The organism is Vibrio sp. D420a, from assembly GCF_030248625.1.
Taxonomy (GTDB): domain Bacteria; phylum Pseudomonadota; class Gammaproteobacteria; order Enterobacterales; family Vibrionaceae; genus Vibrio; species Vibrio fortis_A.
In genome coordinates, this window is the sequence record NZ_JAHGAN010000009.1 from 1 (window position 1) to 18413 (window position 18413).

Consider the following 18413-nt stretch of genomic DNA (forward strand, 5'->3'; position numbering starts at 1 on the left):
TCCCTATTCTTACAAATAGTGACTGTGAATTGACTGTGCTCTAAATTGGTTTTCACTTTAAAAAGTGAAATCAAACAGCTCAAGGCTGTACCAATTCGAATTGGTCACTCAGTTCATTGAAATCATTTTGATACCTAAGTATCTGTTTGCCTTTGCTTATAAAAGCGAAAACAAACTTAGTGATATTCATCAACGAGTGCCCACACAGATTGATAGGTTTAAATTGTTAAAGAGCTTCTCTTCGTTGTGACTTACATCACTTCGGAAGAGGCGGCCATTCTAGCGACTTAATTCTCAGTGTCAAACACTTTTTGAAAATTAATTTCTACTTTCTAAAAGTAGAAGCGAAATATCGCTTTAAGCTAGTTGCCGAACTAACATTCTTCGCTGAAGCCTTGTGGCGTCTGCCGTGTCAGTGAGGCGGCATTATAGAGATGTTCCTCACATTGGCAAGCATTTATTGAAGAAAAATAGAAAAATAGAGGCTAAGAGACCAAATAACGCTCAAAGGTTTATTTGTACAAAAATATACGCACTTTTATACAAAATACTCACAACACCCTGTGGATAAGTTAAGCGTTATTATCGAAAAAGTACGTAATCCTAGCTCTTGGATTTAAGTACTCTTGTACTTGTTGTGGCAATTTACTCGGATGAACCGCACTAGAGATCTTTATATCTTTACTTGCTAGATCGATGATAGGAGCTTGAGTACTAGGTACACTCGGGTCATAAATCAAAACATTAGGGTAAAGGATATGATCTGCATTTACTGAGATAACAATACCGATAGAGTCATTGGATAACTGGACTACCGTTCCTGGAGGATACACTCCCATTAACTTAACCAAGTGATTCAAGTTCTCCTGACTATATAGGTGCTTACAACTCTTATATAGATGAGACAACGCTAAGTATGGAATTTTTTGTTCCGCTGGAATCCTATTGTGGCACAGAGAATCAAAAGCATTCGCCACAGCGACAACTTTGGCGAACTCATCGATCTCATTTTCTTTGAGCCCTTCAGGGTATCCAGAACCATCATTCATTTCGTGATGCTGAGCAATCACTTTATGAACGCTTTCAGGCATACCTTCTATAGCACCCACAATATCTACACCGTATTTGGTATGCAGCTTTAAGTAGTTTGCTTCTGGCACAGTCAGAGCTGTTTGCTTTCGAAGAATCGCCACTGGGATTTTCACTTTGCCGATATCATGGAAAAGTGCACCCAACGCCAACTCTTTTAATTGCTCACTACTATACCCTTTAGCTTTACCGATCATCAAAGCAATGACCGAGACATTAAGTGAGTGAAAATAGAGATCTTCAAATTCACCCTTACCCGTCATTAAGTGCAGTGAAACATTATCATCACTCAAAAACTTATCGACGATATCATCAACTAAAGACTTTACTTCTTCAGCGGCATCTAAAGGACGATTTCTGATTTTGGTCATAATGGCGCGCATTCGAGCGAGAGAGCGTTCAAACTCTTTTTCACAATGACTCACTTTACGACGGTAAGAGCTCAAAGTTTCGATTCGCTCACGCTTATGTTTCCACATAGCCTCAGCTTCTAACGAAACGTCTGACATTTCATCTAGAGGTTCTAAAGCGGCTTGTTCTACAGGTAGAGGGGTCGTATCGCTCTGACTAGGGTTTATATAGACGTGCTTAATACCGAGATGGCGAATGACTCGAACTTGTTCTTCATCTTTGATTTTAAAGCTATTAAATAAAAATGGGTGTTCATTCCACTTAACCGGTAATCGTATGTGTAGGCCCGGCTGAATACGGTCCACTGTAATCTTTATGCTGCCCATTTTATATATAACTTTGATTATAAAACTCTATTTATAATTCTAATCAAATGGGACAGCAATTTCATTATGCAACTTTACACATTTAACTCATTGAATCGCAATGTATCATCCAGCGAATACCAAACTTGTCTTCTACTTTGCCAAATCTGGCTCCCCAAAAGGTGTCTGCCAGTGGCATCATTACTCTGCCGCCCTGCTTCAAACTTTCAAAGATCTGCTCCTGCGTGGCAGTATCGTCCGTCACTAATGAGAGCGCGAGGTTATTGCCTTGTAATTCCTTAGCATGAACGCCATCGGACATCATTAGCTTCATACCAAAGGCTTCAAATTCTGAGTGCATAATCCAATCAGGTTCTGCCCCTTCGACCACTTGCGGTGCATCTTTAAAATATTGCTTAGATAAGATGACGCCACCAAAACATTTTCTATAAAATTCTAAAGCTTCGTCGCAGCGTCCATCAAAAAAAAGGTAAGGGGTCAGTTTCAGCATAGATATCTCCTTGTTGTCTATTTAAAACATAGACAACAGAAGACAAATTGAAAGGTAATCTTATGATTTATTTAGGATAAAATTAGTATTACTTAGGGAAATCTATTCGAAAGGGAACAAAGACGTTTGATTACGCCCAGATTGCTTCGAACGATAGAGTGCCTTATCTGCAGATTCCAACCACTCCAAATGGCTAGCAATACAAGAAGAAAGCTCACATACACCCAAGCTAACAGTAAAATTAATCGGACCAGATGAGGTGTCAACCACGTACTTTTCGACTCTTTTACGCAGTCGCTCAGCAAAATAAAGTGCCTGATCAGCCGTCGTACCAGGAAGCAGCACCGTAAACTCTTCTCCTCCATAACGACCACATAAGTCTGAGTTTCTTGCTGTTTTTTTCAGTAACCGCGCTGTTTGTCGGATAACCTCATCGCCAGCACCATGACCATAGGTATCATTAACATTCTTAAAGTGGTCGATATCAAAGATCACTAATGCAGACGGCTGAGAAAGCAACTTTGCGCTTTCATACTCTCGAGCTAAGCAAGACTCCCAATATGCTCGGTTGAATAACCCCGTTAGTCCATCTGTACGACTCATCGTTGACAAGCGCTCATTTGAATCACGTAGTTGCAGTTTGCTACTCGCCACATCCGATACATCCTGTACCATCAGACAGACGTGAGATACCCGACCATTCAACGACGTTAAAGGCGTCATCACTAGGTTTTGATACATATTGATACGTTGATGTGACAGCGGAGAGTAGTTTTTGAAATCAAAGATATGTGGTCTATCTTCCCAGTTTGAAAATATTCGACTTTTTAGTTCACTGCAGGCGGATATTTGAGCCTTAAGCCACTCTTGAGGAAGGTTAGGGACGACATCAAATAAGTTTTGATGAAGGATTCTGTCACCGTTGATGCCGCTGTAGCTCTGCATAAAGCTATTCCACAAACAAACATTATGCTCGAGATCTAGCACCACCAGCCCGACATCAATAGTATCCATGACTTGCAAAGCCCAATGTAACTCATCCATTTCGAAGGTGATTTGACTCATTACAACACCTCCATTAAACGGTATAAAGTCTCAACTGACTCACCGTCTAAAAGCAGTAGCACTTCACATTCAAAATCTAAATGCTCTGCCAGGTAGGTAAACTCCACCGTGAATGCACTTTGCTCTACATGATGGATCGACAAAAATTCATCTTGCTCATTTTTAGAAACGGTAACAGGTTGACGCAGAGAAAAGTCGACCACCAACTGGCTTGCCAAAGAGTTCAAATAAGTCGAAACCAACAAATTAGCGATGTTGAGAATCATCTCATTGTGGTTTGATTCGCTCGTCGGAAAGCCTAACGCATGCCCTAGTCCACCAATGTCTTGTCCTCGCATACATACCAAGGACTCACCATGAATACCATTACCCACAAACCGCTGAGTCACCGCATGTACCGAGTCTCTATGCAAAGCATCAGCAATGATCATATTCAGCTCACTCGCTTCAACAATCCCGACATTCGGCACTGGTAGATCGATAAATTTACCAATACGATCGGAAATCACTGCAGCACCGCGCCCAAGAGCAATATTAGTAACCTCTCGGAACTTACTGAGCGGATCGATATCTGGCTCTTCTTGAATCGAATGTTGAGATTGGACTGCGGTAGGATTTTTGAAGACGTAGCTTTGAATAAGTTGAGTCACTTCGTCTTGATTAAATGGCTTAGCGATAAACGAAGAAGCGCCAAGCTCCATGCATCGCCTTTTCGCTTCTTGCTGAACATCCCCAGAAATCACCACTACATCGGTACTTATCCCGTAATCTTGCAAATACTGGAGTACTTCATAACCGTCCATCTCTGGCATAGTTAGATCAAGAAACATCAGATCGATACTATTTTCAATGACAGTCGCAATCGCTTCACGTCCGTTTGAACACATGAAGGTAACGATGCCGAAAGCTGCTGGCGAGATACAACGCTGAAGAGACTTTCTTGCTAGAGATGAGTCGTCACAAATGACTATGTTCATGCCAATACTCGTATTTTACGCGTAAGATTGAGAGCTTGTAGCAGAACAAGACTCGCGATTGGATCTATCTGTTGTTCAAACAATGCAAATATCAGCTTCAAAAGCTATTGTTTATACAAACGCCAAACTCTCGAGCATTATTTAAAGAAGTTATGACAGCATTATTATGATACAAAGCACGAATGATACCAGTTTCACCCCTCCCCTTCTAAAGCGCACCTCTTAGTTTTCCCCTTCATTAATTATAAAACTGTCAATAATTAGCAAGATCTTGCTTCCATTTATTAAACGAATGAAGAATCAATAAAAACTCATGGGTGAAAAAAAAGTCTAAGCGACCCACGCCTAGACTTACTATTTTGATATACCGTTTAAAAACCATATTTTTGTTTGATTGGCTCGCAGACCAATTTGTATCTCGCATCGGCAGCTTCAGCCCCGGCAAACTCTACCATTGCTTCTGAATACCCCATAGCAGTGCCAAACTCTTCCATGATATATGGATCTTCTTTAACGCTCTTAGTTCGCTCTTTGGATAGCTCAACAATAAATTTTGCGTAATCTTGGTTTTTATCTAGCCCTGCCGCCCAACCAAAGCAATGCGCTGCATCTTGCTTCGGAAATTCATTGAAGTCTTCACCCTTTACTTCTGCCATAGCGGTACCAGCTGTTAGTACTGCGATTAGATAAATGCCCATAACTCGTTTTTTCATCTTGTTTGCCTCATGTCTGAATATAAAGCGATGCTATCTCCCAGCGTATGAATCCGGCCTGAACACATTTGTTATGTTTATCTTTTGCCCCCTGTACTTCCATGCTTTCCATATTGACCCTATGAATCAATTTTCAATTTGTTGGAACTGTGATGAATCTAGAGTATTTACACTTAATTTAACAAAAAATTAACAAATGGAAATGCAATTGTCATAACTAGCTTCTAAGTTAATGTTTTTTAGAGTAATTAACCAAACACCTTCAATACCTAAATTGGCTCATTATTCCGCGCTGGAAAACGCGCATCAATAAAAACACAAAAACAAAGGAAGTTACTATGTCATTGTCTCGCAGAGAATTTATAAAAGTCGTCTCTTCAGGAGCCGTTGCTACTACGCTGACTGCTTGTGGGAGTGACGATAACAACACCGCCGCTGCATCTTCATTCGAGCATGGTATTGCCAGTGGTGACCCAACTCAAACTCAAGTGATTATTTGGACTCGAGTAACCACAGCTGCCAGCTACGTAGACGTAACATGGCAGATCTCAAGATCTGAAGATTTTTCAATCATTGAGCAAAGCGGTACTTTTGCCACGGACACGAGTCGAGATTTTACGGTTAAGGTCGATGTGCAAAACCTCAACCCGAGTACTCAGTATTACTACCGCTTCATGGTGGGCGAGAACACCAGTAGCGTTGGGGTGACACAGACTCTACCTGAGGGCAGTGTAGATAAAGCTTCCATGGCTGTCGTGTCTTGCGCAAATTATCCCGCCGGTTATTTCAACGTCTATAAAGAGATTCTTAAGCAGAATCAAACAGAGTCGTTCGATGTAGTTTTGCATCTTGGTGACTACATCTACGAATATGGCGCCGGTGGTTATGCCAGTGACGATGCCGCTAAGTTGGATCGTGAGCCAAGTAAAGGCACCGAATGCATTACTATAGATGACTATCGAAAGCGCTATGCTCAATATCGCCAAGATCAAGACCTCCAGGCTTTACATGCTGCATTACCAATGATTGCGGTTTGGGATGACCATGAACTCGCGAATGACGCATGGAAAAATGGTGCAGAAAACCACCAAGATGATGAAGGCAATTTTATCGACAGACGCGCCGCCGCCGCTGCAGCGTGGACTGAGTGGTTACCAGTTCGCGAGAATACCTTCTCGAATATGTTAATTTATCGTCAGTTCTCGTTTGGTGATTTGATCAACCTAATGATGCTCGATACTCGCTTAGTTGGGCGAGATCAGCCATTGGACTACTTTTCGCTTAGCGCACCGACGATGGAGGCGATTGGCGGACTCGTTGCACAATCACGCAGTGCTGATAGGGAGTTACTTGGCACTGAACAACTGGCTTGGTTGATGAATGCGTTTAACAGCCAAGATGCCAAGTGGAACGTTCTTGGGCAACAAGTTCTTATGTCCCGTATGGAACTTCCGAGCTCGGTTATGTTAGCAATGTTTCAGCTATTCAATGCCACAGACGAGCAGAAAATGGATGCACTTCTCGCGGTGAACAATGCGATTTCAAATTACCTTGCAGATCCAAGCTCAGATACGATTAAGCTGCCATATAATCTCGATTCTTGGGATGGGTACTATGTTGAGCGAGAACGAGTGTATCAGATAGCCAAAGCGAGTGAGGGTCATTTTGTTTGCTTAGCAGGTGATACACACAATGCATGGACCAGTGAGTTAAAGGATGTGTCCAATAACTCTGTTGGTGTTGAGTTTGCGACAAGTTCGGTTAGCTCTCCAGGCTTAGAAGAATATTTAGCGCTAGACCCTGTTGCGATCGCACAAATGGAGTACACATTGCCGCATTTGGTCTCTGAGTTGCAATGGACAGACATTAAACAGCGCGGCTTTATGCGTGTAACCTTTACACCAGACAAAGCACAATCTACTTGGTACATGCTCTCTAGTGTTAAAGATAAAAACTATCAAGTGACCACAAAGACGGCATCAACAGCAGATGGTGTCACACTCACTCTTGAATAAGATCTTAACTCATTTTTCTTGAACACTTTCCATACGCCAAATACAACAAAGCCCCGACGTGCGTCGAGGCTTTGTCATTTAAATATGGTACCGGTAGGCGAATTGACTGGGCTTGCATTCAAGCCGACACGCTGGATTTCAAATTCACAAACGCCCAAAACGACGAAAGGTCGCTATAAAAGCGACCTTTCTATATATGGTACCGGTAGGCGGACTGATTGGACAGGCATTCCTGTCGCCACCGCGAAGGCAACGCTTTCTAGGCTCCAGATACAACAAAGCCCCAACTTTCGTTGAGGCTCTGTTTTAAAATATGGTACCAGTAGGTGACTTGACTGGGCTTGCACTCAAGCCGACACGCTGGATTTCAAATTCACAAACGCCCAAAACGACGAAAGGTCGCTATAAAAGCGACCTTTCTATATATGGTACCGGTTAGGCGGACTGATTGGACAGGCATTCCTGCCGCCACCACGAAGGCAACGCTTTCCAGGCTCCAGATACAACAAAGCCCCAACGTTCGTTGAGGCTCTGTCTTAAAATATGGTACCGGTAGGCGGACTTGAACCGCCACGCCCGAAGGCAACGGATTTTGAATCCGTCGTGTATACCAATTTCACCATACCGGCATTATCTGGGGGCTATTGCCCTTTCGATGCTTGGCATTATACGTATGCTTATGAATGTCGCAAGTATAAAAACTTGAAATTACGTGTGTTTGCCGATAATTTCGCCACTAAGTTATAAGCTGTGCGCAATGTCTCTTTCCACTTTTGGGCTTAGCCTATATTCTGACGCCAAATTTTTAAAAGAAGTATTGTCATGACCTCTACTAATACACTACCACCAGCTGGTATGTTTCGCCGTTTAGGTGCTCTGTTCTATGATGCGCTGATTGTCCTTGCTATTGAGATGATGGCAGGTGGCGTAGTTGTTGCTCTGCTCCACGCCCTTATGGCAATGGGGCTGTTTAGCCATGTAGGTTACGCAGACGTGAGCGACTTCTTGACTAACCATCCCGTCTGGAGCCCAGCTTATACCTTTTATCTCGTAGCCGTTTGGTGTTACTTCTTTGTATTCTTCTGGACTCGCGCAGGACAAACTCTCGGCATGCGCGCTTGGAAGCTTCGCGTACAAAACAGTGATGGCTCTGCAATTAGCGTCACTCAGGCTCTGATTCGTTTAGCTACCTCAGGATTTGGATTGGCCAACTTGTGTGTTCCGTTTGATCCTAAAAAGCGTGGCTTCCATGATATCTGGGCTAAGACCCAAGTTGTGGTACTGCCGAAAGCACAGTAAAAAAATCGCTCCAGAAACAAAAAAAAGGGAAGGCACTCGCCTTCCCTTTTTCTCATCTATAACTTTCGCCTTAGTAGCATCAAAGCAATACCAAAGAACACGATACTTGGTGCGACCGCCCCAAACACAGGAGGTATCTGGTATACCAAGCTGACAGGCCCAAAAAACTCACTGGATATATAGAAAGTAAAGCCCGCAATCACACCCGATAAGATCCTCGCGCCCATGGTGACGCTTCGCAGTGGCCCAAAGATAAACGAAAGTGCCATCAACATCATTACGGCGATCGACAGAGGCTGCGTTACCTTACGCCAGAAAGCGAGCTCATAACGCGACGCATCTTGTTCAGAAGCTTGCAAATAAGAGACGTAATCATATAAACCACTTAATGAAAGTTCTTCTGGCTTCACAGTTACAATCGCCAGTTTGTCTGGAGCAAGCGAAGTTTGCCAAGAGTAACTCGGTAGGCTCTCTTTGGTAATTTGAACATCATCCTCGAATGAGGTGATCTGCACATCCGACATTGTCCAAGTATTATTACCGTCGTAATCAACCTGCTCAGCGAAGATGGTCGACTGAAGCTCTTTGTTTTGGTCAAAGCTCCACATGTTCATGCCATAAAGTCTTTCATCATCGACCTTGGCAATAAAGATAAAGTCATTGGCGTCACGAGCCCAAACACCACTTCGCGTCGAAACAATACTACCGCCAGAGATAGAGATGGCTCTTAAATCACGAGCCATCTTCTGCGCTTGCGGTGCACCCCATTGACCAAGCAAGGTTACGATGATCATCAAAGGTACTGCTGTTTTAAGTACCGATAGACCGATATCCAACTTAGAGAAGCCTGCAGCTTGCATAACGACTAGCTCAGAACTGGCAGCTAGCATACCTAAGCCGATCAACGCCCCTAATAGCGCCGCCATTGGGAAGAACATTTCGATATCACGCGGGATACTGAGAAGAACAAAGTACAAGGCCTGAAGCAAATCGTAAGTACCGCGACCGACCTTTCTTAACTGCTCAACATATTTGATGATCCCAGATAGACCAACAAAAGTCACAAGCACCAAAGCAGTGGTAGAGATAATGGTTCTGCCAATATATAAATCGAGAATCTTAAACACGGCTTAGGCCAACCTTTTCTTCTTGAATTTTTCTTTCATGCGCCTTACTGGCACGCTATCCATAAAGTTTGCAGAGACAGCCACAATCAACAACAAGGCATTGATTGGCCACATACCAATAGTGGCTGGGATGCTGCCCTCTTCTATTGACGACTTCGTTGCACTGATCGCTAAGAAGTACGTTAGATAAATCAGAATCGCTGGCCCCATTTTGGCAAAACGACCTTGTCGCGGGTTTACCGCAGACAACGGCACAACCAACATAGTTAGCAGCGGAATACAGATAACCAAAGAGATACGCCATTGCAGCTCTGCCTTGGCATTATTGTCTGGGTGGTTAATGAGCTCCAGAGTCGGAATTGCTTCCCAGTCACGTCCTTTCTTCTTAACATCTCGCTGACCAATCAGGCCTTCGTACTCGTCGAAGTGCGTCATCATATAATCAACACGCGTCGGAACTCCCTCATAGCGCGTACCATCATACATAGCGATCACTTGTCGGCCATCACTTAGCTCTTTTACATCACCAGAGGACGAGAACATCACGCTTGGTAGAATCGAATCGCGAGGCGTAATCTGCGCAACAAAGACATTTTCCAGCTTATTACCTTTAATATCATCAATGAAGACAACTGAAGAACCGTCAGGGGTGCTTTCAAATTTGCCTTTAGGTAATAGATCGACACTATTTTCTGCCGCTACTTTTTCGTAGAGCTGCTCAACCTTGTCTTGCGACCAAGGTGATAGCCATAGCGAGTTGAATGCCGCAACGCTCGCTGTAATCAAGGCTAGGTAGAGTGCAGCCTGAATTAAAAACTTATTACCGATACCAGTGGCGTTCATCACCACAATTTCACTTTCAGCGTAAAGTCGTCCAAATGTCAGCAAGATACCGATATAAATACTCAGCGGTAACATCAACAGCCCCATCGCAGGCATGTTCAGGCCAACAATCGATAAAATGAGACTTGCGGGAATATCACCGTCCGAAGCGTCAGCCAAAACACTGATAAATTTTTGGCTAAGAAATACAAGAAAAAGGACAAAAAAGATCGCAAATTGGCTCTTGATTGTCTCGCGGATCAAATATCTAACAATAATCACGCTGAAATTACCTATACAAAACTTGTTTTTTTGATTGAATCACTATAATTTCCCGTTGAACCTTTTATTTTTTAAATTTTTAGCTAAGTGTTAGCGCTCTTCTATAAGGTTAGTTCCATTGTAGGATCCAACAAGTAAGATCGCATTATCTAACATTTAGTTCTATTTGTCTTCAGGATGTAGGAGTACGCATGGAGTTCAGTGTAAAAAGTGGCAGTCCAGAGAAACAACGCAGCGCATGTATCGTTGTCGGTGTATTCGAACCACGCCGCCTTTCTCCTGTAGCCGAACAGCTAGATAAGATCAGCGATGGCTACATCAGTTCACTACTTCGCCGTGGTGACCTAGAAGGTAAACCAGGCCAGATGCTACTACTGCATCAAGTACCAGGTGTACTTTCAGAACGAGTTCTATTAGTAGGCTGTGGTAAAGAGCGTGAACTAGGTGAGCGCCAATACAAAGAAATTATCCAAAAAACCATCAGCACGCTTAACGAAACAGGTTCTATGGAAGCAGTATGTTTCCTAACTGAACTGCACGTTAAAGGCCGCGATACTTACTGGAAAGTTCGCCAAGCGGTTGAAGCGACTAAAGATGGCCTATACACATTTGATCAGTTCAAGAGCAACAAGCCTGAGACTCGTCGCCCACTACGTAAGCTGGTATTTAACGTACCAACGCGTCGTGAACTAAGCCTAGGCGAAAAAGCGATCTCTCACGGTCTAGCTATTGCTTCAGGTGTAAAAGCGTCGAAAGACCTTGGCAACATGCCACCAAACATCGCGAACCCAGCGTACCTTGCATCTCAAGCTCGTCGCCTTGCTGACGACTTCGACACAGTGACGACTAAGATCATTGGTGAAGAAGAGATGGAAAAGCTAGGCATGACTTCTTACCTAGCGGTAGGTCGTGGCTCTAAGAACGAATCTATGATGTCTATCATGGAGTACAAGGGCGCACCAGATTCTGATGCAAAACCAATTGTACTTGTAGGTAAAGGCCTAACGTTCGATTCAGGTGGTATCTCACTGAAGCCAGGCGAAGGCATGGATGAGATGAAGTACGACATGTGTGGTGCTGCATCTGTATTCGGTACGATGAAAGCGCTCGCTAAACTGAACCTACCAATCAACGTTGTTGGTATTCTTGCTGGTTGTGAAAACATGCCAGGCAGCAATGCTTATCGTCCAGGTGACATCCTAACAACGATGTCTGGTCAAACTGTTGAAGTACTAAACACTGACGCGGAAGGCCGTTTGGTTCTTTGTGATGCACTCACTTACGTTGAGCGTTTCGAACCAGATTGCGTGGTTGACGTAGCAACGCTAACAGGCGCATGTGTTATCGCTCTAGGTCACCACATCAGTGGCGTTCTATCGAACCACAACCCACTTTCTCACGAGCTAGTTAACGCTTCTGAGCAAGCAAGTGATCGTGCATGGCGTCTACCGATGGCAGACGAGTACCACGAGCAACTAAACAGCCCATTTGCTGACATGGCAAACATCGGTGGCCGTCCAGGCGGTACTATCACTGCAGGTTGTTTCTTGTCTAAGTTCACTAAGAAATACAACTGGGCACACATCGACATCGCAGGTACTGCGTGGAAGTCTGGTGCAGCGAAAGGCTCGACTGGTCGTCCAGTCTCAATGCTAGTCCAATTCTTATTGAACCGCAGCGGCCATGAGACTGAAGAGTAATCTTCAAAATAATAAAAAGGGCCTACGGGCCCTTTTTTAGTAACTTATGATGGGAAATTAGTCCCTAGCTTTTATCGAGTTTGAGTAGCGTTATGCAGACAGCCACTTTTTACATTGTGTCGCCAGACAGCCCTCAAGCAGAGCCACAAGGTTTTGCCGAGTACGTGCTGTTTCTCGCTCATCACTTTGCTAAGCAAGGCGCAAAACTCTACCTGAACTGCAACGACAAAGCCCATGCCGAGAGCCTTGCAGAAATCTTCTGGCAAGTCGAACCCGAGCAGTTTATAGCACACAACTTGGTTGGTGAAGGTCCAAAGTATGCCACCAATATTGAAATAGGTTACGAGGGCGTTAAGCCCAATTGGAACCGTCAATTGGTAATAAATGTGGCCGATAATCATACAACCTTTGCGAACGCCTTTGCTCAGGTGATAGACTTCGTGCCTTGCGAAGAAAAAGCGAAGCAACTCGCGCGCGAAAGGTATAAAATTTACCGTCAAGCTGGGTATCAATTACAAACAATTGAGATTCAGCATCCATAGTCAAACCTCATAGTTAAAGCTATCTTTGAATTAAGGTTCAAGAAGCTTCACTTATGAAGTTTGACCAAGATTAACCATTCACAGTATCCGTAAAAGAGCACTATGGAAAAGACATATAACCCAACATCAATCGAACAAGCCCTGTATCAGGCTTGGGAAGAGAAAGGCTACTTCAAGCCACACGGTGACACATCAAAAGAAGCTTACAGCATCATGATCCCGCCACCGAACGTCACTGGTAGCCTACACATGGGTCACGCGTTCCAAGACACTATCATGGATACTCTGATCCGTGCTGAACGTATGAAGGGCAAAAACACCCTTTGGCAAGTAGGTACGGACCACGCTGGTATCGCAACTCAAATGGTTGTTGAGCGCAAGATTGCTGCTGAAGAAGGCAAAACTAAACACGACTACGGCCGTGACGCTTTCATCGACAAAATCTGGGAATGGAAAAACGAATCTGGTGGCACAATCACCAAGCAGCTACGTCGCCTAGGCGCATCGGTAGACTGGGACCGTGAGCGCTTCACAATGGATGATGGCCTATCTAACGCTGTTCAAGAAGTGTTTGTTCGTCTATACGAAGAAGACCTAATCTACCGTGGTAAGCGTCTAGTAAACTGGGATCCAAAACTGCACACTGCAATTTCTGATCTTGAAGTTGAAAACAAAGACAAAAAAGGCCACATGTGGCACTTCCGCTACCCGCTAGCAAATGGCGTGAAAACAGCTGAAGGTAAAGACTACATTGTTGTTGCGACAACTCGTCCAGAAACCATGCTTGGTGATACTGGTGTTGCTGTAAACCCAGAAGATCCACGTTACAAAGATCTTATCGGTAAAGAAATCCTACTTCCTATCGTAAACCGTTTAATCCCTATCGTAGGCGATGAGCACGCGGATATGGAAAAAGGCACAGGTTGTGTAAAGATCACTCCTGCTCACGACTTTAACGATTACGAAGTTGGTAAGCGCAACAACCTACCAATGATCAACATCCTAACGTTCAACGCAGACATCCGTGATGCGGCTGAAGTATTCACTACTAACGGTGAAGCTAGCGATGTTTACTCTACTGAGCTACCTGCTAAGTACCACGGCATGGAGCGTTTTGCTGCTCGTAAAGCGATCGTTGCTGAGTTTGAAGAGCTAGGCCTTCTAGACGAAATTAAAGATCACGACCTAACGGTTCCTTACGGCGACCGTGGTGGCGTGGTTATCGAACCAATGCTAACTGACCAATGGTACGTACGTGCGGCACCTCTTGCTGAGCCTGCAGTTAAAGCGGTTGAAGATGGCGAAATCCAATTCGTTCCTAAGCAGTACGAAAACATGTACTTCTCTTGGATGCGTGACATTCAAGACTGGTGTATCTCTCGTCAGCTTTGGTGGGGTCACCGTATCCCAGCATGGTACGACAACGACGGCAACGTATACGTAGGCCGTACTGAAGAAGAAGTACGTGCAAACAACAACCTTGCACCAGTAGTTGTTCTTCGCCAAGACGACGACGTACTAGATACATGGTTCTCTTCTGCACTATGGACTTTCGGTACTCAAGGCTGGCCTGAGCAAACTGAAGATCTGAAGACATTCCACCCTTCAGATGTTCTAGTAACAGGCTTCGACATCATCTTCTTCTGGGTTGCGCGTATGATCATGATGACCATGCACTTCAACAAAGATGAAAACGGTAAGTCGCAAGTACCATTCAAGACAGTTTACGTTACTGGCCTAATCCGTGACGAAAACGGCGACAAGATGTCTAAGTCTAAAGGTAACGTACTTGACCCTATCGACATGATCGACGGTATCGACCTTGAGTCTCTAGTAGAGAAGCGTTGTGGCAACATGATGCAACCTCAGCTAGCGAAGAAGATTGAGAAGAACACTCGTAAGACTTTCGAAAACGGTATCGAACCATACGGTACTGACGCGCTACGTTTCACACTTGCTGCTATGGCTTCAACTGGCCGTGACATCAACTGGGACATGAAGCGTCTTGAAGGTTACCGTAACTTCTGTAACAAGCTATGGAACGCAAGCCGTTACGTACTGATGAACACAGAAGAGCATGATTGTGGCATGTCACTATCTGCGGAAGATCGTGCAAACATGGAATTCTCTCTAGCAGATAAGTGGATTGAATCTCAGTTTGAGCTAGCAGCGAAAGAGTTTAATGCTCACCTAGACAACTACCGTCTGGACATGGCAGCAAACACGCTTTACGAATTCATCTGGAACCAATTCTGTGACTGGTACCTAGAGCTAACTAAGCCAGTTCTATGGAAAGGTACAGAAGCTCAGCAACAAGCGACTCGCTACATGCTGATCACTGTTCTAGAGAAGACACTACGTCTTGCTCACCCAGTACTTCCTTACATCACTGAATCTATCTGGCAGAGCGTTAAGCCGCTAGTAGACGGTGTTGAAGGCGACACTATCATGACTCAAGCGCTTCCTCAGTTTAACGAAGAGAACTTCGACGCTGAGATCGTAGAAGACATCGAATGGGTTAAGACTTTCATCACTGCTATCCGTAACCTACGTGCGGAATACGACATTGCACCTAGCAAAGGTCTAGAAGTAATGATCAAAGTTGCTAGTGAGAAAGACGCGGCACGTATCGAAGCAAACAAAGTAGTTCTAAACTCTCTTGCTAAGCTAGATAGCCTAACGGTTCTTGCAGACGACGCTGAGACGCCTGCATGTGCGACTAAGCTAGTTGGTCAATCTGAGCTGATGATCCCAATGGCAGGTCTTATCGATAAAGATGCAGAACTTGCTCGTCTTGATAAAGAAGTGAAGAAAACTCACGGCGAAATCAAGCGTATCGAAGGTAAGCTAGGTAACGAAGGTTTCGTTGCTAAAGCACCTGAAGCGGTTATCGCCAAAGAGCGTGAGAAGCTAGTAGGCTACCAAGAGACACTAGCTAAGCTTGAAGAGCAGAAAGCGACTATCGCTGCACTGTAATTGGTTAATTAACTTACCAATTCGAGCATATAAAAAGGGCAGATAATTCTGCCCTTTTTTGATCTTGTCGTTTATCGCTAATGAGCACTTTTTAGCGAATCTATACGCTCGGTTAACTCTGGATGGGTGCTTAACCACGCAGGTATTTCAGCCTCATTTTCAGAGCTCTCTCGTAACAACTCAAACATCTCAATCATAGGCTGATTGGTGCCGTGTATCTGCCACATTGAATCCGACGCAAACCTATCCGCTTCTCGTTCTGCCTGCTGCGACTGACCATTATTGGCGACGAAAACCCCGACCCCAGCTAAGTTATCGATCACACCTGAGCTCTCACCTGTCAACATTGCGACAGAGAGTGAAAGCAAGCTAGAACGAACAATCGCTTTCATGACGTGTTGTTGCTCAATATGCCCCAACTCATGCATCAGGATACTATCCAATTGCTGCTCGGTTTCCGTTAGCGCGACCAAGTCATCAAGCACGATGATGGTACTGTGGCTCAAGGCAAAAGCATTCGCACCGAGCTCAGAGGAGCGAAACAGCAAACGGACGTCCTCATCAATACCGATCGCTACCAAATGACTTTCAAAACGCTGGCGAATCATAGTTTGCTGCGACAGTGTTAAGTTCGATGGCTCAAACAATTGCTCATCCAAAGAGACTAACACCCTATCCTCTACCATCTTTGAGGCTGAGTCAGGAAGGTAAGCAACGACTTTCTCTGTTAGCCAAGGAATGCCGTGGGTAAACGTTCCAATGGTCAGCGCCAGTATGACGATACAAGATAGCAGAATCGCCGTAACATTCTTTTCTAGCTTGCCCATCCAATCATGCTGACCATGCTGTTTTAAAAACGCCGTCAGTTCATCACTCGGTTGCGCCACAAACAGCCAACCGTCAGGAAATGCGATCTTACTTGGCGTTGAACCAATACCGACACTGATTTTCACGTCAGCAACGTTGGCCGAACTGCGTTGATTGCAGGCATTAATCACCAACATACCGTCGAGCGATATCTCTAATGTTGCCTCACAGCGTTCAGAGCTGCGAGGCGGATGAGCGACACCAGATAACATTAGCCAATACCAAGATCGACATCAAAGGCTTGTGCAACCTCATCAGAAACCGCTGACTTCACATCAGAGTCTTGGTCAGTAGCGACCAGTAAGTCGAGATCGCCGTACACAGAAGTATTGTCTGCTAAATAGTTCATCGTTCTTACCATAACCCAAGGACGAGCAAGACCTAGCGTGACGACTTGCAGTAAGAAGTTAACCACAACCAAGCTGACGTAACCCTTAACCGTTAGAGTCGAAGCAAAAGTAAACTTAGGCTCACTCTCAGCTTCACTAGATTGAAGAACCAGTTGCGAGAATGTGTAGTTTCGAACACGCACTTTCAGGTACGCGCCTACGGCTAGACCGATAGCAATGAAGCCAAAGTAGTAGCCAATCATGATAACGGCTAGATCACTATGTCCCATGAGATCAAGATACGATTCTGGGTTACTCATCAGATTAACGCCAGCCATCATAAAGAAGGCACCGACTAAGACCGCAGTGATAACAAGCCACGCTATCGTCGCGATCATATAGGTCTTGAAGTAAAACGCGTTTTTGTAATTTGCGCTAAATTGGCGCTCACCATAACGGTAGCCATTCGAGAAATAATTAGCCATACCAACCAAAGACCAAGCCTGTAGGTAAACATAAGCAGGCAAGAGTATAAGAATGGCTGCTACACCAGCAGTCATATTAAGACTCATGGTAAAGATCACGGCAGCCATAGCTGCAACAAAACCAAGCATGGCAAGCATACCACGACCTAATATAGACCAATAAGCACCAGCAACTGTGCCGTGAAACGAAAAGTGTACATTACGGAAGCTCGTCATTGCCGCGTCAAAGCGTGCATTGCTGCGAGCGAGTAAAGGTAGCAGCAGAACAAAAGCCACTATTAATCCCAAAGAAAGCTCAGGAGAAAACTGTTCTGCAATCGACCATACTAAGACACAAACAAGCGCAATAGCACGGCCTTTAAGAATCTGCATTGGCTGTCCATGGTACTCGAAGCTATCACCAGCTATCGATGTATGACCGTAGAAATAGCGTTTATTACGTACCTTGGCCCACGCTGAATAAATTCCAAGCGTAATCACTGATAGCAAGATATTGACAATCCATATGCCAAAGTACTCTTTACCTTTGCCACTAAAGTGAACTTTAGTTTCTAACCCTTTGGTTTCCATTTTTTACTCCATCTGACGTTTATCATTAAACCATGTACATCTAAGTGCACATTGGGAGAGAGCACGCTATAGAAACACGCCATGCTGATCAATCAGCTGAATTGATAAATCAAAGGAAGTTATCATAATTTTTACAAATAATTACAATTAGTTAGATTAGTATTAATGAGGTATTTATCACTAATAAACGCATCCTATTTTTAAGACTCCTTCTGCTTGTTCTTCTTTGATAGCTTCTACCTATCAAAACAATATTAACTTTCCATTAGATTTAATGATAATTATTCTCAATAATAAACCTATCGAAACACATCAACGATTGAGTATT

General features: G+C 44.2%; 14 protein-coding genes and 1 tRNA gene. 5 read left to right on the forward strand and 10 right to left on the reverse strand.

The annotated features are described in order from the left end of the window. Positions 1-572 precede the first annotated feature (572 nt). From KI743_RS08795 to KI743_RS08815, 5 genes are all read right to left on the reverse strand, one after another. Positions 573-1826 (reverse strand): HD-GYP domain-containing protein, encoded by a 1254-nt coding sequence (locus KI743_RS08795; RefSeq protein ID WP_285466038.1) that lies wholly within the window; start codon positions 1824-1826, stop codon positions 573-575. Between the two features lie 82 nt (positions 1827-1908). Then, complete coding sequence (locus KI743_RS08800; protein WP_150893370.1) at positions 1909-2316, reverse strand: VOC family protein; 408 nt, start codon at positions 2314-2316, stop codon at positions 1909-1911. A 102-nt stretch (positions 2317-2418) separates the two neighbouring features. Beyond that, complete coding sequence (locus KI743_RS08805) at positions 2419-3381, reverse strand: diguanylate cyclase (RefSeq protein WP_032553230.1); 963 nt, start codon at positions 3379-3381, stop codon at positions 2419-2421. Further along, a complete protein-coding gene (locus KI743_RS08810; RefSeq protein WP_285466039.1) occupies positions 3381-4358 on the reverse strand; it encodes a response regulator in 978 nt (325 codons plus the stop codon). The genes KI743_RS08805 and KI743_RS08810 overlap by 1 nt, the downstream gene beginning before the upstream one ends. Before the next feature lie 371 nt (positions 4359-4729). Continuing rightward, positions 4730-5071 (reverse strand): hypothetical protein, encoded by a 342-nt coding sequence (locus KI743_RS08815; RefSeq protein ID WP_285466040.1) that lies wholly within the window; start codon positions 5069-5071, stop codon positions 4730-4732. Positions 5072-5409: 338 nt separating this feature from the next. On the opposite strand from KI743_RS08815, the gene KI743_RS08820 reads away from it, so the two are divergent. Next, positions 5410-7086: an alkaline phosphatase gene (locus tag KI743_RS08820; RefSeq protein WP_285466041.1), complete on the forward strand. Its 1677-nt coding sequence runs from the start codon at positions 5410-5412 to the stop codon at positions 7084-7086. Between the two features lie 544 nt (positions 7087-7630). On the opposite strand, the gene KI743_RS08825 is transcribed toward KI743_RS08820, so the two are convergent. Then, positions 7631-7715: transfer RNA gene (locus KI743_RS08825), tRNA-Leu, on the reverse strand. 193 nt (positions 7716-7908) lie between these two features. Here KI743_RS08825 and KI743_RS08830 point away from each other — a divergent pair. Next, on the forward strand, positions 7909-8385 hold the full coding sequence (locus tag KI743_RS08830; RefSeq protein ID WP_285466042.1) for an RDD family protein: 477 nt from the start codon (positions 7909-7911) through the stop codon (positions 8383-8385). Between the two features lie 56 nt (positions 8386-8441). On the opposite strand, the gene lptG is transcribed toward KI743_RS08830, so the two are convergent. Both lptG and lptF read right to left on the reverse strand, forming a co-directional pair. After that, positions 8442-9512 carry an LPS export ABC transporter permease LptG gene (gene lptG / locus KI743_RS08835; protein WP_285466043.1) on the reverse strand — a complete coding sequence of 357 codons (1071 nt, stop codon included), beginning with the start codon at positions 9510-9512 and terminating at the stop codon, positions 8442-8444. 3 nt (positions 9513-9515) lie between these two features. Then, a complete protein-coding gene (gene lptF / locus KI743_RS08840; protein ID WP_285466045.1) occupies positions 9516-10616 on the reverse strand; it encodes an LPS export ABC transporter permease LptF in 1101 nt (366 codons plus the stop codon). Between the two features lie 191 nt (positions 10617-10807). On the opposite strand from lptF, the gene pepA reads away from it, so the two are divergent. The 3 genes from pepA to KI743_RS08855 all read left to right on the forward strand — a co-directional run bounded on the left by pepA (position 10808) and on the right by KI743_RS08855 (position 15834). Continuing rightward, positions 10808-12316 (forward strand): leucyl aminopeptidase, encoded by a 1509-nt coding sequence (gene pepA / locus KI743_RS08845; protein ID WP_032553239.1) that lies wholly within the window; start codon positions 10808-10810, stop codon positions 12314-12316. Positions 12317-12408: 92 nt separating this feature from the next. Continuing rightward, on the forward strand, positions 12409-12858 hold the full coding sequence (locus KI743_RS08850) for a DNA polymerase III subunit chi (protein ID WP_285466046.1): 450 nt from the start codon (positions 12409-12411) through the stop codon (positions 12856-12858). Between the two features lie 102 nt (positions 12859-12960). Continuing rightward, the gene (locus KI743_RS08855; RefSeq protein WP_285466048.1) at positions 12961-15834 is read left to right on the forward strand and encodes a valine--tRNA ligase; all 2874 of its coding nucleotides are present in this window, start codon (positions 12961-12963) and stop codon (positions 15832-15834) included. A gap of 77 nt (positions 15835-15911) precedes the next feature. Here KI743_RS08855 and KI743_RS08860 read toward each other — a convergent pair whose 3' ends face one another. Then, on the reverse strand, positions 15912-16913 hold the full coding sequence (locus tag KI743_RS08860; protein WP_285466049.1) for a M48 family metallopeptidase: 1002 nt from the start codon (positions 16911-16913) through the stop codon (positions 15912-15914). After that, the gene (locus KI743_RS08865; protein WP_285466050.1) at positions 16913-18085 is read right to left on the reverse strand and encodes a YjgN family protein; all 1173 of its coding nucleotides are present in this window, start codon (positions 18083-18085) and stop codon (positions 16913-16915) included. The genes KI743_RS08860 and KI743_RS08865 overlap by 1 nt, the downstream gene beginning before the upstream one ends. Between the last annotated feature and the right edge of the window lie 328 nt (positions 18086-18413).

Coding starts and splice junctions, on each gene's coding strand:
- KI743_RS08795 (WP_285466038.1), bottom strand. CDS start 1,826: ATGGGCAGCATAAAGATTACAGTGGACCGTATTCAGCCGGGCCTACAC.
- KI743_RS08800 (WP_150893370.1), bottom strand. CDS start 2,316: ATGCTGAAACTGACCCCTTACCTTTTTTTTGATGGACGCTGCGACGAA.
- KI743_RS08805 (WP_032553230.1), bottom strand. CDS start 3,381: ATGAGTCAAATCACCTTCGAAATGGATGAGTTACATTGGGCTTTGCAA.
- KI743_RS08810 (WP_285466039.1), bottom strand. CDS start 4,358: ATGAACATAGTCATTTGTGACGACTCATCTCTAGCAAGAAAGTCTCTT.
- KI743_RS08815 (WP_285466040.1), bottom strand. CDS start 5,071: ATGAAAAAACGAGTTATGGGCATTTATCTAATCGCAGTACTAACAGCT.
- KI743_RS08820 (WP_285466041.1), top strand. CDS start 5,410: ATGTCATTGTCTCGCAGAGAATTTATAAAAGTCGTCTCTTCAGGAGCC.
- KI743_RS08830 (WP_285466042.1), top strand. CDS start 7,909: ATGACCTCTACTAATACACTACCACCAGCTGGTATGTTTCGCCGTTTA.
- pepA (WP_032553239.1), top strand. CDS start 10,808: ATGGAGTTCAGTGTAAAAAGTGGCAGTCCAGAGAAACAACGCAGCGCA.
- KI743_RS08850 (WP_285466046.1), top strand. CDS start 12,409: ATGCAGACAGCCACTTTTTACATTGTGTCGCCAGACAGCCCTCAAGCA.
- KI743_RS08855 (WP_285466048.1), top strand. CDS start 12,961: ATGGAAAAGACATATAACCCAACATCAATCGAACAAGCCCTGTATCAG.
- KI743_RS08860 (WP_285466049.1), bottom strand. CDS start 16,913: ATGTTATCTGGTGTCGCTCATCCGCCTCGCAGCTCTGAACGCTGTGAG.
- KI743_RS08865 (WP_285466050.1), bottom strand. CDS start 18,085: ATGGAAACCAAAGGGTTAGAAACTAAAGTTCACTTTAGTGGCAAAGGT.